Source organism: Pseudalkalibacillus sp. JSM 102089 (genome assembly GCF_041366475.1).
Classification (GTDB): domain Bacteria; phylum Bacillota; class Bacilli; order Bacillales; family Guptibacillaceae; genus Guptibacillus; species Guptibacillus hwajinpoensis_B.
Window position 1 is genome coordinate 1 of record NZ_JBEWYW010000021.1, and the last position, 23731, is coordinate 23731.

Annotated in this window: 25 protein-coding genes; 20 read left to right on the forward strand and 5 right to left on the reverse strand. The window is 42.1% G+C overall.

What is annotated here, in order from left to right:
• The 6 genes from ABVF21_RS21905 to ABVF21_RS21930 all read left to right on the forward strand — a co-directional run.
• Window positions 1–179: ATP-binding protein (locus ABVF21_RS21905; RefSeq protein WP_371019019.1), on the forward strand; the 179-nt coding region annotated here is incomplete at its 5' end.
• Window positions 180–301: 122 nt separating this feature from the next.
• A complete protein-coding gene (locus ABVF21_RS21910; protein ID WP_371019020.1) occupies window positions 302–550 on the forward strand; it encodes a DNA/RNA non-specific endonuclease in 249 nt (82 codons plus the stop codon).
• Window positions 551–1036 (forward strand): immunity protein YezG family protein, encoded by a 486-nt coding sequence (locus tag ABVF21_RS21915; RefSeq protein WP_194220781.1) that lies wholly within the window; start codon window positions 551–553, stop codon window positions 1034–1036.
• A gap of 265 nt (window positions 1037–1301) precedes the next feature.
• Window positions 1302–3023, forward strand: coding sequence for a hypothetical protein (locus ABVF21_RS21920; RefSeq protein WP_371019006.1), 1722 nt, complete (start codon window positions 1302–1304; stop codon window positions 3021–3023).
• Window positions 3024–3037: 14 nt separating this feature from the next.
• Window positions 3038–3292 carry a hypothetical protein gene (locus tag ABVF21_RS21925; protein WP_194220783.1) on the forward strand — a complete coding sequence of 85 codons (255 nt, stop codon included), beginning with the start codon at window positions 3038–3040 and terminating at the stop codon, window positions 3290–3292.
• Window positions 3293–3396: 104 nt separating this feature from the next.
• Window positions 3397–3651: a hypothetical protein gene (locus tag ABVF21_RS21930; RefSeq protein ID WP_371019007.1), complete on the forward strand. Its 255-nt coding sequence runs from the start codon at window positions 3397–3399 to the stop codon at window positions 3649–3651.
• Between the two features lie 201 nt (window positions 3652–3852).
• Here ABVF21_RS21930 and ABVF21_RS21935 read toward each other — a convergent pair whose 3' ends face one another.
• The gene (locus tag ABVF21_RS21935; RefSeq protein ID WP_194222236.1) at window positions 3853–3936 is read right to left on the reverse strand and encodes a YjcZ family sporulation protein; all 84 of its coding nucleotides are present in this window, start codon (window positions 3934–3936) and stop codon (window positions 3853–3855) included.
• Window positions 3937–4109: 173 nt separating this feature from the next.
• Window positions 4110–4694 (reverse strand): helix-turn-helix domain-containing protein, encoded by a 585-nt coding sequence (locus ABVF21_RS21940; RefSeq protein ID WP_194220785.1) that lies wholly within the window; start codon window positions 4692–4694, stop codon window positions 4110–4112.
• 488 nt (window positions 4695–5182) lie between these two features.
• Between ABVF21_RS21940 and ABVF21_RS21945 the strand changes: the two genes are divergently transcribed.
• The 11 genes from ABVF21_RS21945 (at window position 5183) to ABVF21_RS21995 (ending at window position 16302) form a co-directional block, all read left to right on the forward strand.
• On the forward strand, window positions 5183–5815 hold the full coding sequence (locus ABVF21_RS21945; protein ID WP_194220786.1) for an HNH endonuclease family protein: 633 nt from the start codon (window positions 5183–5185) through the stop codon (window positions 5813–5815).
• A 53-nt stretch (window positions 5816–5868) separates the two neighbouring features.
• Window positions 5869–6111 carry a hypothetical protein gene (locus tag ABVF21_RS21950; protein WP_371019008.1) on the forward strand — a complete coding sequence of 81 codons (243 nt, stop codon included), beginning with the start codon at window positions 5869–5871 and terminating at the stop codon, window positions 6109–6111.
• 530 nt (window positions 6112–6641) lie between these two features.
• A complete protein-coding gene (locus tag ABVF21_RS21955) occupies window positions 6642–7448 on the forward strand; it encodes a nicotianamine synthase family protein (protein ID WP_303529626.1) in 807 nt (268 codons plus the stop codon).
• On the forward strand, window positions 7445–8689 hold the full coding sequence (locus ABVF21_RS21960; protein WP_303529623.1) for an opine metallophore biosynthesis dehydrogenase: 1245 nt from the start codon (window positions 7445–7447) through the stop codon (window positions 8687–8689). The genes ABVF21_RS21955 and ABVF21_RS21960 overlap by 4 nt, the downstream gene beginning before the upstream one ends.
• A complete protein-coding gene (locus ABVF21_RS21965; protein WP_194220790.1) occupies window positions 8686–9564 on the forward strand; it encodes a DMT family transporter in 879 nt (292 codons plus the stop codon). Before ABVF21_RS21960 ends, ABVF21_RS21965 begins: the two co-directional genes overlap by 4 nt.
• A gap of 225 nt (window positions 9565–9789) precedes the next feature.
• Window positions 9790–11325 carry a nickel ABC transporter substrate-binding protein gene (nikA, locus tag ABVF21_RS21970; RefSeq protein WP_371019009.1) on the forward strand — a complete coding sequence of 512 codons (1536 nt, stop codon included), beginning with the start codon at window positions 9790–9792 and terminating at the stop codon, window positions 11323–11325.
• Between the two features lie 75 nt (window positions 11326–11400).
• Window positions 11401–12354 (forward strand): nickel ABC transporter permease, encoded by a 954-nt coding sequence (gene nikB / locus ABVF21_RS21975; RefSeq protein WP_242057350.1) that lies wholly within the window; start codon window positions 11401–11403, stop codon window positions 12352–12354.
• Window positions 12351–13199 carry a nickel transporter permease gene (nikC, locus tag ABVF21_RS21980; RefSeq protein ID WP_303529613.1) on the forward strand — a complete coding sequence of 283 codons (849 nt, stop codon included), beginning with the start codon at window positions 12351–12353 and terminating at the stop codon, window positions 13197–13199. Before nikB ends, nikC begins: the two co-directional genes overlap by 4 nt.
• The gene (locus tag ABVF21_RS21985; RefSeq protein ID WP_194220793.1) at window positions 13196–14011 is read left to right on the forward strand and encodes an ABC transporter ATP-binding protein; all 816 of its coding nucleotides are present in this window, start codon (window positions 13196–13198) and stop codon (window positions 14009–14011) included. Before nikC ends, ABVF21_RS21985 begins: the two co-directional genes overlap by 4 nt.
• Window positions 14008–14781 (forward strand): ABC transporter ATP-binding protein, encoded by a 774-nt coding sequence (locus ABVF21_RS21990; protein WP_194220794.1) that lies wholly within the window; start codon window positions 14008–14010, stop codon window positions 14779–14781. The genes ABVF21_RS21985 and ABVF21_RS21990 overlap by 4 nt, the downstream gene beginning before the upstream one ends.
• Window positions 14782–14913: 132 nt before the next feature.
• Window positions 14914–16302 (forward strand): MATE family efflux transporter, encoded by a 1389-nt coding sequence (locus tag ABVF21_RS21995; protein ID WP_371019010.1) that lies wholly within the window; start codon window positions 14914–14916, stop codon window positions 16300–16302.
• 183 nt (window positions 16303–16485) lie between these two features.
• Here the strand turns inward: ABVF21_RS21995 and ABVF21_RS22000 are convergent, their stop codons facing one another.
• The 3 genes from ABVF21_RS22000 to ABVF21_RS22010 are packed head-to-tail and all read right to left on the reverse strand — an operon-like array spanning window position 16486 to window position 21935.
• Entirely contained in the window at window positions 16486–18048 is a 1563-nt protein-coding gene (locus ABVF21_RS22000; protein ID WP_371019011.1) for a SagB/ThcOx family dehydrogenase, read from the reverse strand.
• 19 nt (window positions 18049–18067) lie between these two features.
• Window positions 18068–20014, reverse strand: coding sequence for a TOMM precursor leader peptide-binding protein (locus ABVF21_RS22005; protein ID WP_303529600.1), 1947 nt, complete (start codon window positions 20012–20014; stop codon window positions 18068–18070).
• Complete coding sequence (locus tag ABVF21_RS22010; RefSeq protein WP_371019012.1) at window positions 20004–21935, reverse strand: putative thiazole-containing bacteriocin maturation protein; 1932 nt, start codon at window positions 21933–21935, stop codon at window positions 20004–20006. Before ABVF21_RS22010 ends, ABVF21_RS22005 begins: the two co-directional genes overlap by 11 nt.
• A 408-nt stretch (window positions 21936–22343) precedes the next feature.
• Between ABVF21_RS22010 and ABVF21_RS22015 the strand changes: the two genes are divergently transcribed.
• From ABVF21_RS22015 to ABVF21_RS22025, 3 genes are all read left to right on the forward strand, one after another.
• The gene (locus tag ABVF21_RS22015) at window positions 22344–22571 is read left to right on the forward strand and encodes a hypothetical protein (protein ID WP_194220799.1); all 228 of its coding nucleotides are present in this window, start codon (window positions 22344–22346) and stop codon (window positions 22569–22571) included.
• A 106-nt stretch (window positions 22572–22677) separates the two neighbouring features.
• Window positions 22678–22887, forward strand: a complete 210-nt coding sequence (locus ABVF21_RS22020; protein ID WP_371019013.1) for a hypothetical protein — start codon at window positions 22678–22680, stop codon at window positions 22885–22887.
• Between the two features lie 491 nt (window positions 22888–23378).
• Window positions 23379–23723, forward strand: a complete 345-nt coding sequence (locus ABVF21_RS22025; protein WP_371019014.1) for a hypothetical protein — start codon at window positions 23379–23381, stop codon at window positions 23721–23723.
• The last annotated feature ends 8 nt before the right edge of the window (window positions 23724–23731 follow it).

Below are 23731 nucleotides of genomic sequence, written 5' to 3' on the forward strand. Positions count from 1 at the left end.
TCAAGCGGACTTCTACCATCTTTTGTTCCCAGTTCTCACCCGAAGGGTGGCATTCCAAACTCGGACAAGCCCAGGTAGCTGATGCGATTCTTGACCGGATTGTACATGACTCTTATAAAATAATAATTGATGGCCACATATCAATGCGTGAAAGGCATAGTTTAGTCGCTCCTCGTTGACCATATTAAAGAAAAGAGTCACTAGTGAAATTTACCCGGTGGCTCTCTTCTATGCATTCACTGGCTCCATTCTCCGCGATTGATGGCTCAAAACTTCGCACAAGTGGCTTTTTCGTTCCGCAATACTCAAATTTAATGGATCTCCACTTATCGATAATATAGTTTCAATGAATGGTAATGTTAATGTAGGTGCTTATAAAAAATTGGAATCTGCTTGGGCAAAAGCATTAAGAGATAAGCGGGAAGTTATAGTTGATATTAAACCCGTATATGAGGGAGATTCTATAAGGCCTGTTAGCTTTAACATAAAATATAGAATTGATGGAGAAAAATTTAATGCTAGATTAAAAAATGTATATGGAGGAAAGTAAATGAATACAGAGAACTTGCAAGAAATATATCAAAAAGTAGCTGTGCAGTTAAATAATACTATTCCAGAGCCATGGGAAAAAGTGATGGTATATTCAGAAGTTGATGAATATAGTGATTCGACAGTATTTTTTTACTATCCAAAAAATAAGCAGGAACTGATATACAGTTTAGATATTGAAGATATGGAAGGGATTGATGAAGATGAGATTGATCATCAATTAAATCTACTTGGCAGTATCTTTAGAGAATTATGGGAAGAATTCAAAAGAAATAAGCAGGAACCTTGGACTAATTTAACATTTGAGTTATATTCTACTGGTAAGTTCGATGTTGAATTTGATTATACTTTATTAGAGGAAGAAAATAATTATAATCATTATGAGAGATTAATTATATGGAAGTATAAAAAGTTAGGAATTTCCCCTGATGCAAAGAGAGAAAGTGATGTGAAACTAATTAGAGAATATATTAGTACACAAAAATAATCTCTTTTAGAGTTATTGAGGAACATATGACAGATTCCTTGTCCCTGCAACATTACCGAGTTGGTTCCTATGTTGCAATACTTCGAAATAAAGAAGCATTCATTATTCCAATAATGAATGCTCCTTTTATTTATGAGGTGGAATCACCAGAACCGTCCCGGCGATTCCGCGAGCTTATCATGAACAAATCCAGGATCTCCTAACCTTATTCGAATCCTATGTAACTGATACAAATGCCTACATCACGCCATTAGCAAGACAAGCGATGATGCAAGTGGATCGAAATGATATCTGGTTTAATCTGCAACAAATCGAACGTGGGATATCTGGGAATGTCGGAAAAGCATCGCGCGTCGCCAGCCGAGTCCCTTATAACACCTTCTCGCTCTTCGACGAACCAACCGAAAGTGAAATCGAAAAAAGCCGAAGCAATGAAGCCAACTTGAATCAAATTCGGCGTGAAATCAATCGGTCAGAAAGCGTCCTCCAACAAAAAATGGACGACCTTTGGGGCATTTACAATACGAAGGTAAAGCCGTTTGAGAATACGGATGACGACTATTACGGAAAAGCTCAGAACTTAAAAATGTCCTACACGGGTCTTTTTGAAGGCGTTTGGGACGGTGTGGAAGACCTTTCCTCTGACATTTATGGCTTTGGAAAAGGACTCGTTCTCGGTTTATATGAGATCGGAAAAGGCATCGTCACGGTAGCCAGTGACGCTGGGATCGTGTACACCTCCCATCAACTTCCCGATTCCGTAGAACCCGATTTTCTAAAGGAAGCAGCGGATAAACGAGTCGAAGGCTATAAAGCCGCCGCCATGCAGGCGATCAAGGATCCAATGGGTGTCGCTGAATCAATCACACAATCCTTCTCCGATACCTATGAAGATGAAGGAGTAGCTTATGTCGCAGGGAATGTCTCTACAGCCTTTATCCCATATGTCGGCATGGCAGGGAAATCATCCACCCTCGCCAAAGTCGCTGGAAAGATCCCGAACGCCAACTTAAGCAAGGTAGCTGGAAGCAGCAAAGTAGACGTCGCAGCCATCGTGAAAAAGCATAACGCCTTTGAAGGTATCAAGCGTGGCATGGGAGAATTTGTTCAGGACGTTAAAGGTGGCATGCAGGTTGCTGGGAATCCGAATAGGGTGGCTGTTGGGGCGAATGGATCTGTATCGAGTAATGTCGTAAACTCTACCGTTGTACGAAGAGAAATGGATGATTCGATTAGTAGGATTGTAGGGAGTAAAGATTCAGGTATAACTTTCAAGAGTCCTGGAGAATATTTTGACCACATCAATGACATTGGTAAACGAAGTGACTTAACGAATGAAGAAAAATTAGCGAAGATTCATGAAGCGTATGATAGATTAGAAGTAAAAGGCGATGTTACAGTCGTCTCTGATACGAAGTATTTGGAACCTGACGGATTTGGTAAGAATGGTCGAATGTTGATGGATTGGCCAGAGAACATGGGATTTGAAGAAGGTTCAATTCAGACGATTACTAGAAATAACCCTTTACCCGAAAGATGGGATCGAATTGGTGGAAAAGGTGGAGTGAATTTTACTACTTTACCTGATAATGGTGGTCCGTATACTTACAATCAACGTGCTATACCATATCTAGAAAACCCTGAAGCAAGGCACGTAGGAAACTTTGATAATGAATCCTATTTTGATGCTATTGATGCAATTAAAAGTGATAATCTTGAAGATCTGAATCGTATTGTCGTAGCTAATGGGAAAAAGCCATTTTCAGAGGTTGATTTTGACTTGTTAACTTCAGTCTATAAAGAATACCAAGAGGATCTAAAGGAAGTACTTGGGAAGGTTGACACTACTTATGGATTGAAAGGAACTGCTGCTCCATGGAGGAGTCGTTTTACAGGAGAGGAATTAATGGATGGTGGAGCCGAACAAATTGTAACACCACTGAGTGGTGAAATTCTAGAAAAGATCGGAGTTATACCTGAATATTAGGAGGAGTACAATTTATGACGAAACAAGAGTTCTTAAAAAGATATAAGGATGAAAACCTAACTATTGGTGCAGAGTATATGATGGTACTTGATAGTATCACAGATGAACCACTTGTAGTGGGATGTGCATACGATCAAGGGGTGTGGAAAATTTATCAAACAAAAGAGCGAGGTGGCCACTACGTAATTAAAGAAAAAGATACTGAAGAAGAGGCGTTTAATTATTTTTATGAGCTAGTATTAACTTTAAATGACTGGCGTAAAAATTGAAATCACATGCACAATTATAAGCAACTATTGGTCGGCTAAATGCCGACTTTTTTCTTTTTCGAAATAGCCGTCTTGCTGAAGAAAGATATAAAAGAGGAGGAATTATGACAAAACAAGAATTCTTACAAAGATACAAAGATGAGAAACTAAATATAGGAGATGAATACTTGATGGTTCTGGATGCAATAACAGATGAACCACTCGTATTAGGTTGTGTATATAATCAAGGGAAATGGAAGGTTTTTGAAACAAGAGAGCGTGGTGGGCACTTCGTAATGAAAGAAATGGATAACGAAAGTGAAGCATTTGTTTTCTTTTATGAAATAGTTTTAAGCCAACATAAAATACAAAGTAACTAAGCACACACTGTAGTCTTTTATCATGGGTGAACAGACATAGGGACAGGTTCCTTGTCTCTTAGCATTGCTAGGATGGTTCTCATAATGCAATATTTCGAAAAACGTTAAAAGAAGCATTCATTATTCCAATAATGAATGCTTCTTTTATTTATGAGGTGGAATCACCAGAACCGTCCCGGCGATTCCCCTTCATTGGTATTATCAGTTTACAAAAGCAACGCCGACGATGATCAATAGAACGAACAAGACAACAATTAGGGCGAAGCTGTTATTGTATCCAGACATAGTTATCACTCCTGTGATTTTTAAGTTAAGAGGTAATGGATCACTCTCATTAATAGAATATGCAATCGTTTGAAAGGAGTGAGGACAAGTAGTGAAAATAGTCTTTAGTGGTTTAATGTATCGGGGGTCAGGTACGTGCCTGACCCCCTCTTTAGTTCCGGTTCACAAAAAGCTCATATCAGCTGATAATACAATCCGAATTTCGTATCATACCACAATAATTTGCCATGCTTGCTTTTAGGAAGGCGTGCTTGTAAATTCCATTCCGGATATTGCTTCATAATTCGAACTTGATCTCCGGTTGCAAAAGCAATAAAGGAGATATAGTGATTTTTAGACATCGGATGTTTGCTAGAAATATACCATTCATTGTCAATATCCATGATGTTAAGTTGGTTTTCAGTTGTTGCTTTCTTTGCTTCTAATCGATCTAATTTTCTTCCGCAGCAAGATATGGAAATATCTCCAGTTGCTAAAGCGATATTTTGACATAATTCACATACAAAGTAATTTGATTTTTTCATATTTCCTCCTACAAAATCATTTGACGCTAAATCACCATCTAAGATACTTTCAATGTTAACTCCTAACAGTTCAGATAACTGTGGTAATAGCGAAATATCTGGATAGCCATAACCTCGCTCCCACTTTGAAACGGTTCGATCAGAAATGTTCATTAGATCGGCTAATTGCTTCTGAGTAAGGCGTTTTTCCTTCCTCAAACTATAAATTAGTTCTCCCACTTTACTATTGTTCATCGTATTCTCCTCCTACTACGCTTCTATCTTATAAGCTAATAAGCTCAGTAACAACAAACGTTCCGTAGAGTTTTTTTATAAAGAAACATGGTGACGATTCGAGATTGAAAAAAGGTCTAATTTGGTCCTAATAGTTTAGGTCATTTTATCGTGGGTGATTCGCACTGATTTTTTCATATCATCCAAAGGTCACGCTTTTTATGAAGCTTGTAAAAATTGTTGGGAACATCTACTTAAAAATAAGAGAACGCTCACTAGCTCATATGAACCAACTTTGATTATATGTCTTTGAACGGTAGAACATTGTTTGAAAATTATGCTAGATTTAAGGCGCGCTGATACATAAAAGAAACATACTGCTTGATAAAAGAGGTTACTACGCTTTGTTATGTCTCAGTTCTCTTTTTGACTTAAAAGACTATTAATATCTCTTACGCCTGAACGAAGGTGTTAGGACATAAATAATCAAAAAAGTAGGAGGCATTACGATGTTAAAGAAATCAATTTTAGTTGTTTTTACTTTGGTTCTGTTGTTTAGTGGATATCAATTTGGACTTCCGTCCGCTCTTGCGATCCCTCCTGGAACGCCGTCAAAGTCTGCCGCTCAATCTCAATTGGATTCCTTGACTGTACAGTCTGAAGATTCTATGTCCGGATACTCACGTGATAAATTCTCACACTGGATTGGACAGGGGAATGGCTGTGACACGCGTCAATTGGTGCTGCAGAGGGATGCTGATTATTACAGCGGTGACTGTCCTGTAACGTCTGGTAAATGGTACAGCTACTTTGATGGCGTGCAAGTGTATGACCCGTCTGATCTTGATATCGACCATATGGTGCCGTTGGCAGAGGCGTGGCGTTCAGGAGCAAGTAGTTGGAGCACACAAAAGCGAGAGGATTACGCGAATGACCTTGATGGTCCTCATCTTATTGCAGTAACGGCAAGCAGCAACCGCTCCAAGGGTGACCAGGATCCGTCTACTTGGAAGCCAACGCGTTACAGTGCTCACTGCGGGTATGCAAAGTGGTGGATCAATACGAAGTATGACTATGATTTAAGCCTTCAGTCTTCAGAGAAATCGGCTCTTCAAAGCATGCTGAATACGTGTAGTTATTAATTCGGGTTAGTTGATAGTTTGATCGTTTCGACAAGCTGAGGAGGTGCGCTCAAATGAAACAAAAGTCGTCCATTTTCACTGCAACTCACGGTGTTATGACCGAAGAAGTAGGTGTGATTAGCGGGGAGCTTGAACTGGTGACTTCCTGTGATGAGAAAGGCGATCTCACGCTTCGCATCACGTATGTAGGAGCAGAGGAGTGGTACACGCTTCCTGGGAAAGAATACCGCTTACACGATGTGCGTGACCATGAAGTCATTCACCGTTTGCTCGTATCGGTGCTTGAGCGCTCTTAAAATTCGACAAGTGACAGGCACCATGCAACCATGCACCATGGACAAGCAACATGCGACGGCTATGGTGCCCTGCCCCTATGTCCCTAGGAACACCGAGCCCGTTGGTGCATTAAGTGTTGGGGAAAGGGATGGTTGAAATTTGATCATCCTCTCGAGAGGGTTATGAAATGATGTATTGGAAAATAGAAGGGAGAGCTAATGATGGATTTTTTAGCTCTCCCTTTTGTTATATATTGAAATTGTGGTTGAGAAGGTCCTTCCTGAATGCTTTTTTCTTTAGTCAATGATCCCTTAGGTATATAGTCCATGTTATCAGGTTTGTGGTTTCCTGGAAAAACTCTCTGTTGTTGTTAAATAAAGCTTCTCTCTGTATGTGCGGTTCATTCATTGTTTGACACCGTAAGAGGACTAATGGCTCAATTATATGCAATGATGTAAAAACTGATTTACACATCGAAAGGTTTTGCCTATACTTTACTTTATAAATCGAAATCGTTTCGATTTATAAAGTAAAAAGTGAGGTGACTTTCTTGAAAGAAAAATATGAACTCCTTTGTTCGTTGAAAGTAATCGAAGTGGAGATTGCGGAACTCGCTCGATATGCACAGGAATTCGATGGATGCTACGATCTTTTGAAAAGCAAATTGGATGATTTATGTGCGTTCATCAATCGGAAAGAGAACATTGTGAAATGGAACCAGTGGAGCGAATTAGAGGAGGTTCAGGAGCTTTCACAGCAGCTGCGTGAAACATCGGTCAACGCTCTATGTGACGTGGAGAAATACCAGTCCATTCGAGCTCAGCAGGTTGGACTCCCAGTTGGACAATACGTGTCGTCTTTGGCGCAGTCTGTTAGGGATGAATACCACAACTTCGGCATACATAGTGAATCAAACGTGCTGTTTATTGGATCTGGAGCATTTCCAACAACAGCCTTAACGATTGCGAAAGAAACTGGTGCTAATGTGATTTGCTTGGACATAGATCATGAAGCCATTGAGTTGTCCAGGGAAGTGGCACGTGCATCGGGGCTCGAAAAACAGATTGCGTTTCTTCATGGTGATATTACCGCACAACATGAATTTGAGACTATCACTCATGTCTTTATTGCTTCTCTTGTGAAAGATAAACTTGAAGTGATCGACGTTCTTAAGGAGAAGGTGTGGGAAGGGACAAAGGTGATCGTCAGATTTGGAAACGGTTTGAAATCGATTTTTAATTATCCAATCGATGAGATCATCACAGGTAACTGGCTACAGCATACTGTCCCTCATGAGAAAAGTGACAGCATTTACGAAACACTCGTACTTGAGAAAAAGAGCAAGGTGATGACATGAGTATACAACATACATTGATTGTCGGTGCAGGTCCTGCAGCAATTCAAACAGCCGTTGCTGTTTCGAAGAGCTGGGAGGGAGAAATGTCACTAGTAAATCATAATAGTTCTTATTCGCGGGAAGTAAAGAACCAGCTCGAGAAATCTGAAAATGTGATTACAGCCATTGCACCAAATCGACCTTCTCTTTCTGGTAAGGTCAAGATTACGCGTTTTTATGATGGGTTTGCAACCGTTGAGGATCGATTTGACGTGATGATCTTATGCGTTCCAAGCTACAGTTATCATGACGTTCTTCAGGCTCTTCGGATAGAAAAATTAACACAACTTAAGACGATTATTTTATTGTCACCCGTAGTTGGATCGAACGAACACGTTAGTAATTTGGTTCACGACTCAGGTAGGAGTATTGAGTTGATTAGTCTTTCTACTTATTTCGCTGCTACTAAATTCGTCCCTGACGGTAACCTCGTTTCGTTCACGAAGGCGGTGAAGAAGCGGATTTACCTTGCTACAAACAAAAAAACGGGGCGTGATCTTCGCCTTATAGAGAAGTTATTAGCGGAAGCTGGTATTGAGACAGTCGTGAAGGAAAACGCGATTGATGTGGAATGTCGGAACATCACGACGTACGTCCATCCTCCGTTCTTTATTAATCCCTTCTCATTAAACGAAATCTTTTCTGAGAAAAAATCCTTGAAATCCCTATACAAGCTTTATCCGGAAGGGCCAATCACGCAAGAAACAATCAGAATGATGGTGAAGCTGTGGAAGGAGATTTCAGCTCTCGTCGTGGAGCTAGGTGGAAATCCAATTAATTTACTTCAATTTCTTAACGACGATAACTACCCTGTGCATGATGAGTCGCTGTCACGGTCTGATTTAGATAGGTTCTGTGAAGTTGAATCTGTTAAGCAGGAGTACTTACTGTACATTCGTTACGCTTCCATCTTGATCGACCCCTTTTCAAAACCTAATAAAAACGGTGCATACTTCGACTTCTCTAAGGTACCGTATAAGCAAATTTCGAGAACAGAATCCGGAGAATGGCGCGTGCCTAGGATCCCGTTCGAAGACTATAAGAATTTAAAGCAAATGCACCGCATGGGAGTAGAGAAAGGTATCAGTATGCCGGAAATAGTCCGATTGATTCAATTATTCGAACGGAAAGCTCACGAATGGCAGTATTTGAAAGGTGAGCGGATAACAGGAATGAGAAGTGAGCAAAGGGTGAAGGTATGAGAAATGGAGTTATTCTTGCCATTCTATCTTCATTGATTTTCAGTATGATGAATGTGCTCGTCAAAAGTGTAAGTGACACCGTGCCAACTTCAGAGATCGTCTTTTTTAGAAGTTTCATAGGAACGTTACTCATCTATTTCTTCATGAAGAGAAGCAAGGTTCGTTTCTCGAGGAAAGGGATTCCATTTCTAATGTTGCGCGGCATCTTTGGAGCACTGTATTTACTAGCATACTTCTATACGATTTCAAAAATTCCACTCGCGGATGCAAGCATTCTCGCACATCTCTCTCCTTTCTTTGCTGTGTTCTTTTCCTATCTGTTCTTAAAAGAACGAGTTTCTAAGCGAGTTATACTGATACTGCCTCTCGTTCTTGTTGGAATTGTATTGTTAACGAAGCCAGGAGCGTACTCGGCGTACTCGCTTTTTGCTCTTGTTGGTGTGGCAAGTGCTCTTTTTGCAGGAGCTGCTGCTGTGAGCATTCGTTTTCTAAGCAAAGCGCATCATTCATTTGAAATCGTATTTTATTTTTTGGCCACTGGTACCCTTATTACCATTCCACTAATGTGGAACAATTTTGTGCTTCCTTCGCCTACAGAATTGTCTATTCTAGTCGGAATTGGGGTTGTATCACTGCTCGGCCAGGTGTTCTTAACGAAGGCTTTTACACATGAAAGTGTTGTTGTTGTTGAAATCGCTCGTTACATAGGGATCGTGTTTAACATACTGTGGGGTTTTCTTTTTTGGGCAGAGGTACCTGATCTACTCACTGTAACTGGAGGGATGCTTATCGTTACTTCATGCATCTTGCTCTCTCGAAAAAAACAGCCAGTCCAAAAGTCGAAAATATCTTTCGTACCGGTATGGAAAAAGTAGTTAAAGGGATAAAAAGTTATTGACGTGAGGTTATCCGATGAGTATAAGTCATCCATTGTAAATAGTAATTATTTCGATTTAATGGAACGACGTCTCGTGTTATGGATTATAGTTTTTTCGGAATTTAAATCGTAATGATTTTGTTTTGTGGGGGTGTTCAATGAATTGTGTCGACTGGTACATAAGAAACTTTTTAACAATTTAATACTAGAGGAGAGAACAATGATGAAAAATAAGAAAACCATAGCGGGACTCCTGCTGAGCCTGTTATTAATCATAATCACAGGCTGCACAGATGAGGCAGGAACAGAGAAAAACCAATCAACCTCAAAAGATAAATCATTAACGATGTTATTCAGCTTTGCCTCGAAAACCATTGATCCTCACCAAGATTGGATGGGAGTGCGAGCTGGAATCGCTGAAACGCTTGTAAAACTTGATGATGATCTTGCGATTAAGCCGTGGCTTGCTGAATCCTGGGAGCAGAAGGACGAAACGACCTGGGTGTTTACTCTAAAAGAAGGAGTAACGTTTCATGACGGTTCACCAGTGGATGGGGAAGCGGTTAAAGCCTCCTTTGAACGTGCCATTGAAGTGAATGAAGCCTTAGCTTCCGCTTTGAAGATCGACAAGATGGAAGCGGATGGCCAGCAAATCACTTTTAAAACAACAGAGGAGTATCCTGCGTTTTTATCGGAACTCGTTCACACGAATGCATCGATCATTAAAGCAGATGCGGATAATATCGGTGAAAAGCCAATTGCTACAGGGGCTTTTCAAGTGGAGAGCTTTTCCTCAGAAGAAGAAATCAAATTGAAGAAGTATCCAAAGTATTGGGATGGAGAGGCCAACGTGGATCATATCAGTATCAAGTTCAATTCCGACGCCAATGTACGGGCGCTAGCGCTTCAATCCGGAGAAGCGGATATCTCGTACCACTTGCCTCCAGAATCATTGGAACCGATTGAGAGTCATAATGAACTGCGTGTTGAATCGGTTGCTAGTTTAAGAGTACATTTCTTTCTCTATAATTCAGCCAAACCTGAACTGCAGGATGTGAAAGTCCGACAAGCCTTGGATCTGTTAGTAAACCGTCCGGTCGCTGTTGAGGAAATCATGAATGGCCACGCTACAGCAGCTAACGGACCATTTAACCCAGACTTCGAATTTGCGAGCGAGAAAGATCCTACATCTTATGATCCTTCGAAAGCTGAGAAGTTATTAAACGAGGCAGGCTATGAGAAAAATGAGGATGGAAACCTGGAGAAGGATGGAAAGCCCCTCGAATTGACTTTAGCTACTTATGAAGGTAGACCTGAACTCCCAATGATGGCTCAATACTTTCAGTCCGAGGCAGCAAATCTTGGTATTAAGGTTAACGTCGTGACAGTTGAAAATATTGACAGTTACCTGTGGGAGCAGCAACAAGAGTGGGACATTGTTACCTATTCCAACTTAACAGCGCCTCGTGGAGACGGTGGTTACTTTCTCAATGTCGCTTATCTGCCTGATGGTTCTTTGAACCCTGGTCAAATTAATATCCCTGAAGTCAATAACATCACGAAGCAGCTTAACAAGGAAGCAGATCAAGAGAAACGAATCGAGTTGCAGAAAAAAGCAGTTGAAAAGATACAAGAAGAGATTTCGCAATCTTTCATTCTTCATCCCCATATTATCGTCGGGGTAAACCAACGCGTGAAAAATTGGAAGCCGGGATCAGAAGAATATTATTTGATTACAAATGAAATGGATGTTGAATAGAAGCAGAGTGGAAGAGTCTTTTGATGCTTTCACTTTTCTTGGAAAAGCTCATCCATTAGTTAGAAGGTGAGCAATGTGAAAAAATTACTGTTGATGATCGGATCCAGAATGCTTCAATTGGTTATTATGGTTCTGTTTCTCTCTTTTATAACCTTTTTATTAATGAAGATTACCCCAGGAGACCCGATCAGAACGATGTTGAATGTGGACGATATTGCCGCAACGAAAACCGATGAAGAAAACTTAATGAAAGCATACGAATTTGATCGGCCGATTCTTGAGCAATATGGAAAATGGGTCTTGGGGGTTCTTCAACTAGACCTTGGGGAATCGTTAATTTCCAAAAGGCCCGTTCTGGACATGATCCTGGATAAGCTACCCGCAACTCTTTCTTTATCCATTGGCGGTTTGGTGGTGCTCTTTATCATAGCTGTGCCGATGGGGATACTGGGAGCTGTGTATGAAGGGCGATGGCCCGATTATCTGAGCAGGTGGACCGCTTTGACGGGAGCTTCTATCCCTAGCTTTTGGCTTGGATTAATGTTGATTTATGTCTTCTCCTTGCAATGGAATCTTCTACCTGTCATGGGAAAGGGGACGCTCGCACACTTTATTCTGCCTTCTGTCACGCTTGGGGTTGCGATGGCTCCAATGTATATTAGGCTTTTACGTGAGCGTTTAATCGCTACACTGCAAAGCCCTTATATCGAGGCTGCAAAAGCACGGGGTTTACGAAAAAAAAGAATCATTTTTTCACATGCTTTAAGGGGAAGCCTAATCCCACTCGTTACCATGTTTGGGTTAAGTATTGGCAGCCTCCTCGGAGGTGTGACAGTTATTGAGATTCTCTTCTCCTGGCCAGGGATGGGTGAATTAATCGTGAGCGCGGTTATGCAGCGGGATTACCCTGTTATTCAAGGGTATATTCTGATCATTGGCTTTCTTGTTGTCCTATCAAACCTGGTGGTGGATTTTATGTACATGATGATCAACCCTCAAATTAACAATGGGGAGGAGTCGGTGTCATGAAAACAGCCGCTATTCAAGCACCGCTGAATGTACGGAAGATCAATCTCGTCCTTGGCCTACTGCTCGCCTTATTCATCGTAGGTGTGATGCTGATTGGTGGATGGCTTGTGCCACATGATCCTTTTCTTGTCGATATGGGGAATAGGCTCCAAAGTTCCTCATCTGCGCATTGGCTCGGTACAGATCAGCTTGGTAGGGATATTCTTGCCAGAATTGTATATGGTGCCAAATTAACGATTGGATTAGGCACTGTAGCAATCGTCGCGGCTATTGTGATAGGCGTGCCGGTTGGTCTTCTTTCTGGGTATGTTGGAGGGAAAGTGGATGCCATTCTCATGAGAATAGTAGATGGGATCTTATCGTTTCCTGATTTCATCTTGGCCATTGCCATTGCCGGCATTCTTGGACCAAATCTTACAAACCTCCTCATTGCGATCGTTCTTGTTAGGTGGATTGTGTATGCGCGCGTGGTTCGTGGACTTGTCTTAACGGAAAAAGAGAAGGAATACGTTCTTGTTTCGCAAACATCGAACTCAAGTGCCTTAAAAACGATTCGTATGCACATCTTGCCTCAGGTCATTCCAGATATCATTGTCATGGCAGCCATTGATGTTGGAAAGGTGATTCTACTCGTTTCCTCCTTTTCCTATATCGGATTGGGCGCACAGCCACCGATTCCAGAATGGGGAGCCATGCTTAATGACGGCAGAGCCTATTTCCAGGTCAATCCTTTGTTGATGGTCTATCCAGGTTTAGCGATCATGCTAACAGTTCTTTGTTTCAACCTCTTAGGTGATGGGCTGAAGAATCATTTTGATATTCGTAGAGGGAGGGGCAGAAATTGAGTGAAAGTCTAATCGTTATTAAAAACTTGACCGTTGAAAGCAGAGGAAATCCTTTAATCAAAGGCATCGATATGGAAGTAGATCAAGGACAAATTGCTGCACTAATCGGCGAAAGCGGCAGTGGAAAAAGTTTGACCGCTAAAGCCATATTAGGTCTTTTACCTGAGGAGATGAAAGTGACAGGACAGATTTTATATAAGGGACGGGACTTGTTGCAGATGAAGGAAAAAGAACGTCGCCAATTGCTTGGAAGAGACATCAGTCTGATCTTTCAAGACTATCGTGGAAGCTTTACTCCCTATATCAAAATCGGAAAACAAATGATCGAAACGATCCGCACTCATCAACGCATTTCCAAAAAAGCAGCGAAAGAAGCAGCTCTCCTTGTTTTGGAAGAAACCGGCCTGGACAGTGAACGGGTGTTTAAAAGCTATCCATTTCAATTGAGCGGGGGACAAGTGCAGCGTGCAGCCATCTCGATGACACTAGCCATTAAGCCGAGTCTTCTCATTTGTGATGAAATCACGACCGCATTGGATTTAATGAATGGAGAAAAAGTACTAAGTTATATCGATAAAGTACGCAGAGAAACGGACTGTGCCGTTCTGATGATTACCCATGATCTCGCAAAAGCCTATAAGTGGTCAGACAGGATTCATGTCATGTACGAGGGAGTTATTGTAGAAGAGGGATCCTCAGAACGAATCCGTTGCGACCATCAACATCCGTACACGAAAAAACTCTGCTCTTGCTTATTGTCACTCCCCGGTGAACGACAGCCATCGACCAGCGAAAGGGCGAATTCCCTATGAATACTTTGCGAGTAGAAAATCTATCAAAAGATTATTCTAAAAACCTGCAAGCACTGAACCAGCTTTCTTTTTCTGTGGATCAAGGGGGGTCTTTTGGGATCGTTGGAGAGAGCGGAAGTGGGAAAAGTACATTAGCCAGAATTTTAGTCGGCCTGGAAACCTTTAAGGAGGGGATGATTACGTTTCAAGGAAGTCCGATCGTACCTAAGAAACGTGCTCCTTTACGAGCGTACCGCAAGAATGTCCAGATGATCTTCCAGGACGCTGCCAGTGCTTTAAATCCAAAACTTCCAATCTGGAAAAGCCTACTGGAACCTCTGAAGAATTATAAAGAATTCACGCCGTCTTTTATACAAGGAGATGGCCTTTCAGATAAAGAAATCGCAGGGGAACTTTTGGGGTTGGTGGGTTTGGACAGTAGCCTGGCTGAACGATATCCCGATGAGCTAAGCGGAGGTCAGAAGCAAAGGGTGAGTATCGCAAGGGCGATCAGTCTCCAACCTTCGCTCCTCATCTGCGATGAACCAACTGCCAGCCTGGATGTAACGATGCAAGTGCAAATACTTACTCTCCTAAAAGCGTTGCAAAAGCAATTGAACATCACGATCTTATTCATCTCGCACGATATAAGAGCGGTAACCTTCCTATGCGAAAGAATCATCGTCCTAAAAGAAGGGGGCATGGTGGATCAGTTCATATTAGAGGATATGTATGAGCGAGAAAGAGATCCTTATACAAAGGCACTGATTGCCGCAGCTTCCCTGGATTGATGTTGTATTTTTCACTATGATGCGGTTTGTGTGGAAGATGTACTCATTCCTTTTAATCGGGGTGAGGATGCGCCTTCCGTCGAGAATCGAAAGATCCCCCTTTTTACTAGGAAGTTATAGAAGGAGAATAGTATGTATCCAGAAGCAACATCTTTAGAAATCAAGAAAGCATGCAGCCATAAAGAGTATCTGCGTTTAGCAATCCCCCTCGTCATATCAGGGATCTCGACTCCGCTTCTTGGGGCGGTGGACACGGCTGTTGTCGGCCGAATGCCTGATCCGATTTCCATTGGGGGAGTCGCAATCGGGGCCGTTATCTTTAATACGATGTACTGGCTCCTTGGATTTTTGAGAGTTAGCACCAGCGGGTTTACGTCGCAGGCAGAAGGGCTTAAGGATGTAAGGGAGATCCTATTAACCTTTTTCAGACCCACGATCATCGCTATCCTGTTCGGTTTGCTTTTTCTCTTTTTGCAGGAGCCAATCTTGCATATCTCCTTAATGCTGATCGGTGGAAGTGAAGACCTTTCAGGAATGGCCGCCTCCTACTTTACCATCAGAATCTGGGGAGCACCTTTCATTCTATTAAGCTATGTGATGATTGGTTGGCTCATAGGAATGGGAAAAGTCCGGCTGGCACTCGGCACACAAGTGGTGATGAATGTCCTGAATATTTTTTTGGATTTCATCTTTGTGCTTGGACTTGAAATGGGCGTCACAGGGGTGGCTTACGCAACATTGATCTCTGAAGTCACAGCGGTATTGTTCGGCGCCGTAGTTATCTATCGATCAATCAAGCCAGGCCTTAAGGAAATTCGGTTGAGGATGTTGACCGAACTTGAACCACTTCAAAAAATGTTCAAAGTGAACCGAGACTTGTTCTTGCGTACAATCTGCCTCTTGGCGATGACGATCCTATTCACTTCAAAAGGAGCAAGTATGGGCGAAGTTATCTTAGCTGGCAATGCGATCCTCTTGCAAATTCATTATATGATGGCTTACTTGTTCGGAGGTTTCGCAAATGCGTCCAGCATCCTAGTCGGAAGGTCGATTGGAAGTGGAAACCGACTGCTGTACACACGCGCTTTTCACTTATCAGCACAATGGGGATTGGGATCTGCCGCTTTTCTCTCCCTCGTTATGGTGTTATGGGGTCAGGCAACCGTTTCTCTCTTTACAACGATAGAAGCAGTGCGGGCAGCTGCCCAAGATCAACTCATCTGGATGGTCCTCTTTCCTATTCTCGGATTTTGGGGACTGCAGCTGGAAGGGATATTCTCAGGCGCCACTCAAGCAGCACCAATACGAGATTCGATCCTTCTGGCCTTGCTTCTGTTCCTGCCAGCAATCTGGCTGACTGTTCCCATCCTAGGAAACTCGGGGATTTGGTTAAGCTTCATTCTTTTCAGTTTCGGTAGGTCATTGTTTTTATCACTGTATATTCCAAAGCTAGGGAAGAAAAGCTTCAAGCACGAAGGAGCAGGTTCCATGTCTCGGTCGCTGATGTCCATGAAGACCTGATTCTGGGTTAGTTTAGAATGGGGTCATTTTTATAGATCTTGGAGTAAGCGCTCATCACTGTGAAAGGATTTTTGAAAAGTAAAAGAGAGGGCTACTGATTCAATCAGTAGCCCTCTCTTCCGTTATGAGATGCATCAACAGTAGAGGAAAGAAGGGGTCAGACACGTACCTGACCCCTCCATCTCAACCATGCATCCCCCCAACTAACCAACTTTTAGCACGATGAAACCCCACAGGAATTTGAATAATCGTCGTTTTCTGTGCAGCTTCCAGTTCATAAATGTCATCACAACCATTGATATCAAAACCAAGCAGGGGATGACCGTTCATGCCAAGTGCGCTGGCCGTTAATAATAGTTGCTGAAGAAGCATCCCAGCTTCCATATGTTGAATGCGATAGCCTCTGTAGCCAAGTTCTGCTTTGTGATACGTGCGATCTCCGACTAAATGCAGGCAGATTGGAACTTGATGCAGATTAACGTTATGAAGGGACATTCCAGCTTGGAGGTCTAAACGAAAGTCACCCTCTTTAATGGGTAAAAGGGAATGAGAAGTAGGGTCATACCGATAAGCCCCATTTGGAATGCCATCTACTTGATAAAAGCACCCGTAAAGAGAGACGCGTGACAATTGATTTTCTCCCTTATCTAAATCGTTAGCGTACGTGTAGGAATCAGTGCTTTCCTTCAGAAGGGAAGCGAGCTGAATCTGATCGATTCTTTGTCCGTTAAAATCCATTTCTGGTGAATAGCGATTCTGACAAACGTGAGCTAAATCTTTGGTTATCTCTCTTGCTTTAGGCAAAGCAATCTTTGACTTGTTTTCGAAGTTCTCTTCGCTTTTTTTAAGCCCCCGTATCAACCTGGTAGATTCAAGAAGCGTGGCGTGATGAACCTGTGCGATTTCAGGAAACGGTAAGACGTTTTGAGAACGTTGGTAATGCGTTGTTTTGATTTTAGGAATTTCTTTCACCAATTCTGCTGCTGAACATTCTCCAGGCGCCTCTTCATGCACAATATTATGCTTTGATAGCGGAATGACCGCGTAGGTACTTTCCTCCAGTTCTTCAAGCCCCAGTAAGTGATTGATCGCTGAATCTAGAAATCGAAATTGAACCTTCGGGTAAAAGCGAAAACATTTACTAACCTCCAATAGCTGACCAATAAGTGCCCCCGCATCCAATCCTTGAAGACGATAGGAAAAGTTGTTGTATTTAAAAAAGTTCTTCCAATACATCGTCGTGATGATGACGGCCCCAAAACAGCTCGAAAGGTTAGAGTTACTTCCTAGTGCGCTGTTTAAGTAAGAATCAAAATAACCTTTACGTAACAAAAGAAGACGATGATGAGCAACATCATAATGGTAAATCCCGTTCGGTAGTTCATCTAGTTTAAGATATAGATACAGTTCACTTGGATATAAGCCGCCTCCTGATGGGGGGAAGCGGCGGAATGATTGCATCGTTTCCGTTGATTCGCCACCCTTATCAGATGGAAAAGCTGTCTGACTAATCTGAGACAGCCCATAAACATACCAGAGAAAAGAACCGATTGTTTTCAGATCGGGCGTTGGGTGAAACGATGATTCTTGAATAACGAATGGAACATCATGAGCAAGAGCGTACTCCGGCAAATGACGATAAATCTTAAATGGAAGGGGAGCATCGTCCCAATTCACTTCACAGTTCGGTGGCGTCACAAGGTCATTTTGGAAATGCAGTTGATGTAAGAACAAATCAAGATCCATCACTAACCTCCTCGCCACGTTAAGGGAACGGGTGCGGATAAGGGTTGAGCTCCTCAACTGTTAGTTCGCGATCAACATATCCGAGTTCTTTTGGAACTTTCAATACTCGGCTTAAGCCGGTAACGCGCCTTAAGTGATGGCCAAATGTCATCGGCAGCATCCCTGGAATGATGACCTTTGCGCAGTGAAGTCCGTTCCGATGAATTTCAGGTGTAGTTTGATCGACAACGATCACATCCAAGTTTAAACGGCGAAAGGTTTGTAACATCGTATTTAGATCATCCGTGAGGTCGGCATGACGTTTTGACGGTTGAAAAGCTTCTTGGAATGTTTGCATAGGTCGATTCTGATTTAGTAAAAAGTGAAGGCGTTCTTCTGCTTCAGGAAGTCCGTACACCATGCCGTGATCTTCCATTTTCTTAACAAGAGAGGAGTCATGATACATGGCTAGAAATTCATCTTTCTTGTTTTTGAAATCTTTATTTAATGGTGGGATCAGTCCAACACTTTCAAAGATTGCACTTTTTACAGCTCTCACAGGATCGAGATGCGCGCCAGCCGCACACATCAGGTTTAAGCGATCGGTATGAGAAGTGCGGTTCTTCGTGATCGTTAAGATGCAGGGGATGTCGTGTTCCATCGTTGCATTGTATAAATAAAGATCATATCCTAATACTTCTCGCATGCGGTCGATCATCAAATGTAGTTCTTCATCATTTGATGAGACTGGATCAATCCGAGGAAGAGAGAGCTTTGCATACCATGTTAATAGAAAAGAGTCGCGTTCAAGCACTTCCATCATGCCGTAGAAAATCGCTTCTTCAAGACTTCCTCCGATCGCACAGCCATTAGACGTTTCAAACACAAACCCGTCGCCGCAGCCCATGCTGTAATAAGCGAGCCGCTCTGGCACGAGAATCGGCTTTTTTTCAATAAGAGAGTAGCCCCACACCCAGTTCATTTTTCGATCAGGATGAAATGGAGCGAATGGATAGCCTTGCTCTGCATACTGTTCATCATCATGAACGCCGAGCTTAAGAGGGTTCAAGGCTCGATCCAGATTGCGATAGGAATCGTGAACAACGGTTCTTTTCCCTTTTGCATCAATGCCACAAGACCGCTCCAACCCTTCCAATATCGCTGTCATTTCACTCATCGCGTACGAATTTGTTCTTCCTGCAGAGCCTTCATTTCCATTAAACAGAGGAAGGTTAACGATCGCATCAGCATACGGTGTTTCAAAATCGATCATAAGACGATTTAATAGACCTGTTCGTGGATCGAGATAATCTCTTGAAAGTACGTTGCTTAAGTCGTCCATCGAACGACATCGATAGCGATCTTCACTAATTTTCAAACTTGGTTTAAGCGTAATCACCGCATCCGTTTCGGAGTCTTCGGGCAAATGACTGCAAACGGAACAATAGGCGTCTGGTAAGATACGATGGCGAGAGCTCTCAAGGGAACCTAAATTGGTGAAATGAACCGCCCTTTCTAATTGAGGAGACTTAAGATGTACCACATTGTGCACTTCATTTTTGATCAGTTGAGCCATTTGAAGAAGTCCCGTTTGAGAGAGCCATTCATCACGAATATTGCCATCGGCCTTGCTTAAAACCTGTTGAATTTTCCATAGATCTTCCCGGTCGTTCGCTGCCATCATCTTTCTTGTATCCGCACATTGTGAACAGCCTTCACGACCGGGGCGAACGAGCGGACCAACGACACCTTCACCAAATGATAAGAAGCCCCGTAGCCAATCGATACCGTGCTCCCGCGCCACTTCCTCCGCAAGTTTATGTATCGATGGATTCCAATAGTCATGGATGACGAGCAACAATGTCGTATTCTTAAGTATCGCCTTCTCTAAGTCTGGAAGGAGAGTGAGGTGATGGAAGGGAGCCAGTTCTTTTGCTACGCGTTGTTGTAACATGCCATTTCCTACTAGTGTAATATTAGCGCTCACGTCTTCTCCCCCTTCCTAACAACACACCGTAGACATCTAGATATCCATCTTTTTCAAAGGTTTCGAGATTTATTTTTACAATGGAAAGCTCCTTGTTTTGTTGTTCGAAAAGGTCCACCACGGAACGAAGAATGTTAGCCTGGTCGTTCGTGTCATAGGCAGGAATATCAATAGATTGGACTGCTTTTTCTTCAAACTGAATCGTTGAAAAGGAGGGGGCTAATGAAGTTGATTTGTTTTGTACCTCTTTAACTGCCTGAAGAAGCGCGCCGCGCAAAGCCAGCGTGAGAGTAAATCCGATAGTTCCGTACCAGCGGTTATCTTCCGCTTTCCTCCATACGACAGGAAGTCCGTACACATCTTTTCCTAAGCCTAGCTCCGGCACTTTCTTCATGGTCGATAAAACTTTCAAATAGTAGTTACAGAGATTGTCTTCAACTTGATCGAAGGAAAGTTTGGATATGTTTGTAGTGCACTGATCCGCTTTCTCATTCCACTCCTCTTCAAGTGTTTTTTGCAGAGCCCGGCTAACCCCTTCAATGAACGTTTCTCCAGCTCCAATATGAAGCTCGGTTTGCGTATACGGACAACGCTCTAATTGAAAGGGGAGTGATGAGATGATCTTCCCCTTTAAAGGAAGTACGTACTGCTCAATTCCGGTCAAACCAGCTTCTCGCCTCGCTTCTTCGTGTGTTAAAGCGGCGATTAGGATACTCGGATGTCGTGAAGAAAGGTCATCTGGTTGTATGTTAACCGTTTGAATTTCACATTGAGCTAAAGGTAATTGATTCAGCTCGCCTTCTTCCCACTTATGGAAAATACCTAACTCGCTTGAGGTTAACTGACTGAAATAGTAGAGAAGTTCGTTTTGAGCTTTTTTTCCATCATTTGTTCTTATCTTTTCTAATATGTTTTCTACCCTTATAACGTCGAGCTTTGCTGATACGAGCGGATGAGGTTGATACGGATGCCATTTGCCTTCAAGTGTCTCGAGGTTAAGGAGAAACATTTGGTTATACGCGAGCACAGGGATGCCCGTGCTCTTTTTAAACAATTCAAATACGATTACATTCGCTAGCATTGCACCTGCTGGGGAAGAGAGTGAGCGAGTTTGTTCATTCCGGTTCATGCTTCGCCATGCAGACTCCCAGCAACCGGAATCGGGGCTTATAAGTGGGCCAGCCACACCTACTTTTCCAGGACAGAGTGCTGGGATAAATAGTTTTCTTTCTTCTTGGCAGGCATGAAGGATGGTTCGTAGTTCTTTGACGTTTCCTTCTTGTGATACGTATAAAATCGCATCGAATGGCTCGACCAGCGCATCCCAGGAGATCGGGTCACTATCCATTTTTAACGTGAGTTCAATAGAAACTTCAGGGTCTGTTTGTCTCGCAGCCGCCTCTAATTCCCTTATTCTTTGTTGACTGGTGTTCGTGTTTGTTAGTAACGTATGGAACCGGGGCAAGCCGGATGTAAGTAAAGATGACACTAATCCAATTAACATGGATCCTTCTCCGATAGCTAAAACGTTTTGCTCTCGGTATTGTTGAAACCGGTAAGCTCCTGAATCACAGAAACTGTCGATGTATTCAATCTGTGCAGCGAATTTCTCCACCACATGTGGTTTCAACTGATGGGAGCGGTCTTTACTAATGTCATGAAGAAACCCATTCGTAAAGAGGGAATCGGTAATCTCGTAAATACGATTACGATAGGGATCCGGTAATCCATCTGTTAAGCTAGCTAGCGAATATTCCCCGTTATACATTGGAATAAGCTTTTCAATCCATTGATGAATCGTCCTACCTTCCATACGAAACGAACCTGAATTGTTCCTAAAATAAACGCTCCCGTTCGGCTCTGGCATGAAGAAAGTGCCCTTCTTTAGCTTTAAACGCATAGAAGGATGAATATTCATCATCAGACACCTCCTGATTCACTGATCTGACTTCATACTAGGAGTCTATGTTCGTTGCTTTGTCTCATATGTGTGGACAAAATCGCGACACCACGGCTAACGAATTTCAAATGAGTTTACTGATACAAAGTAAGGATAGTTTAAGTAGGATAAGGGGTTGGATATTTATGTTAAAGTTGAGATGGAAAGTGAAAAAGTTGTTTCTGAAAAGGACAGCAATTTTCAACAATTTGCTAAGAGATAATAGACAATTTGAAACGAATGTTCATGCCTATCTTATGAAGAATGAGAGGCCATACGCATGGACTATTTGAGGGGATTCTGTCTCCTATAGGCAATGGCATTCAAAACAACTCCTTCAATAATGCGATAACCGAAAATGAAACCGAAGAATGAAGGGAGTCTTTAATAATGAAGAAAAAGAAGAAACTCATCCATTCCGAATGGAGATGGAGTGTGCTGGCTTTGGCGGTTTTCATCGGAGGGAGCTTTGGAAGTCAACTCGTCTTTCTGCCTGATGTGCCTTATCTACCTCCTATATTTGGGTATTTAACCGGTTCTTTAATAATGGTCGCCGCTAATGTGATTTACGTGGTTTATAAGCGAAAGAAAATTACTAGGACGGGAGATCAGAAATAGAACCAGTGGGAGATTATACGAATATGAGGTGAAAGAGTCCGTGAAGCTTTCGATATGAAAAGACAGGGTTAAAGAGATGGTCAAGACTATGAAAAGGAGGCTTCTTATGAAAAGCGAACAGAGCAGTAAACGGAATATCATTCAGTGGACTGCATTTGGGATTGTTATGCTCACTCTCGTTATTAGAATAACGTTAATACTATCGGGAATAGCACAGGATTTAGAATACAGCACAATGAATGCGATAACTTGGACAGGATTTGCGGTAGGAATTATTTTTCTATTGGTTTCTTACTTATTTCCAAAGGGGACCTAAAGCCGTCAGTACACATCTAAACTGAATCGGGGCGTATCTATAACTATTTAAGTACAAGTGGAGTACAAACATATTAATCATCCACGTAAAGAATGATGGAAATATTGATAGGAAATAGGGGTTCTATATGAGAATTTTGCACAGGCAGTGGGTAAGAAGTTTACTCTTAGTATTTGTTTTAGCTTTTCTATTAATCTGGGACAGGGTTGTTTTATTTATTCTAGGGTTATTACTATTGGGCTTAATAGAGATGGTGGTTCATAAAAGTAAAAAGACCTCTTATTAGCGAAATTTTCACCTAGGGAAATTTTTCGTTTAAACATTATACATCGATCGTTATTGGCATTCTAGCATATAGAAGAATGTAGGTTGTAAGTAAGAAGAGGTAAACTATCTTGTTTACGAGGAAAGATATCTCTTATACAACATTGAAGTGATGTGGAGGTTCAGCAACTGTTATTGATGTATCTTTAGGGGGGGGGAATGACCAGGTGTTGAAATGCAAGATGTTCTTCATTATGACTGCTCTAACTCTTACTTTGATAGGTTGTTTTCAGGTTGAAGAAGGGACGTTTATTAATGGGGAAATAACAGAAATTAACAAAGAAAGTGGGGATATGGAAATTGATATCCAAGCTTGGACAACAGTTAGCGATGCAGAATCCTCGACAGAGTCATATCAATTTAAAGACAAACCAGATTCACCTACTATACGAGTTTCCAATCCTGAAAAATATGATGAGGGGCAAAGAGTAGAGGTGAAAGTGATCAAAAATTATGAAGAAGATGTCTGGGATTTAGATCGATTAAAGTTTGAAGTGGAAGAGGTGAATTAGATATTTAA

What these genes read in the sequence shown, in the direction of transcription:
- ABVF21_RS21925 (WP_194220783.1), top strand. Translation starts at nt 3,038, where the DNA reads ATGACGAAACAAGAGTTCTTAAAAAGATATAAGGATGAAAACCTAACT.
- ABVF21_RS21965 (WP_194220790.1), top strand. Translation starts at nt 8,686, where the DNA reads ATGAGAAATGGAGTTATTCTTGCCATTCTATCTTCATTGATTTTCAGT.
- nikA (WP_371019009.1), top strand. Translation starts at nt 9,790, where the DNA reads ATGAAAAATAAGAAAACCATAGCGGGACTCCTGCTGAGCCTGTTATTA.
- nikC (WP_303529613.1), top strand. Translation starts at nt 12,351, where the DNA reads ATGAAAACAGCCGCTATTCAAGCACCGCTGAATGTACGGAAGATCAAT.
- ABVF21_RS22000 (WP_371019011.1), bottom strand. Translation starts at nt 18,048, where the DNA reads ATGGATCTTGATTTGTTCTTACATCAACTGCATTTCCAAAATGACCTT.
- ABVF21_RS21940 (WP_194220785.1), bottom strand. Translation starts at nt 4,694, where the DNA reads ATGAACAATAGTAAAGTGGGAGAACTAATTTATAGTTTGAGGAAGGAA.
- ABVF21_RS21945 (WP_194220786.1), top strand. Translation starts at nt 5,183, where the DNA reads ATGTTAAAGAAATCAATTTTAGTTGTTTTTACTTTGGTTCTGTTGTTT.
- ABVF21_RS22010 (WP_371019012.1), bottom strand. Translation starts at nt 21,935, where the DNA reads ATGATGAATATTCATCCTTCTATGCGTTTAAAGCTAAAGAAGGGCACT.
- ABVF21_RS21915 (WP_194220781.1), top strand. Translation starts at nt 551, where the DNA reads ATGAATACAGAGAACTTGCAAGAAATATATCAAAAAGTAGCTGTGCAG.
- ABVF21_RS21920 (WP_371019006.1), top strand. Translation starts at nt 1,302, where the DNA reads ATGATGCAAGTGGATCGAAATGATATCTGGTTTAATCTGCAACAAATC.
- ABVF21_RS22020 (WP_371019013.1), top strand. Translation starts at nt 22,678, where the DNA reads ATGAAAAGCGAACAGAGCAGTAAACGGAATATCATTCAGTGGACTGCA.
- ABVF21_RS21995 (WP_371019010.1), top strand. Translation starts at nt 14,914, where the DNA reads ATGTATCCAGAAGCAACATCTTTAGAAATCAAGAAAGCATGCAGCCAT.
- ABVF21_RS21930 (WP_371019007.1), top strand. Translation starts at nt 3,397, where the DNA reads ATGACAAAACAAGAATTCTTACAAAGATACAAAGATGAGAAACTAAAT.
- ABVF21_RS21935 (WP_194222236.1), bottom strand. Translation starts at nt 3,936, where the DNA reads ATGTCTGGATACAATAACAGCTTCGCCCTAATTGTTGTCTTGTTCGTT.
- ABVF21_RS21960 (WP_303529623.1), top strand. Translation starts at nt 7,445, where the DNA reads ATGAGTATACAACATACATTGATTGTCGGTGCAGGTCCTGCAGCAATT.
- ABVF21_RS22015 (WP_194220799.1), top strand. Translation starts at nt 22,344, where the DNA reads ATGAAGAAAAAGAAGAAACTCATCCATTCCGAATGGAGATGGAGTGTG.
- ABVF21_RS21990 (WP_194220794.1), top strand. Translation starts at nt 14,008, where the DNA reads ATGAATACTTTGCGAGTAGAAAATCTATCAAAAGATTATTCTAAAAAC.
- ABVF21_RS21950 (WP_371019008.1), top strand. Translation starts at nt 5,869, where the DNA reads ATGAAACAAAAGTCGTCCATTTTCACTGCAACTCACGGTGTTATGACC.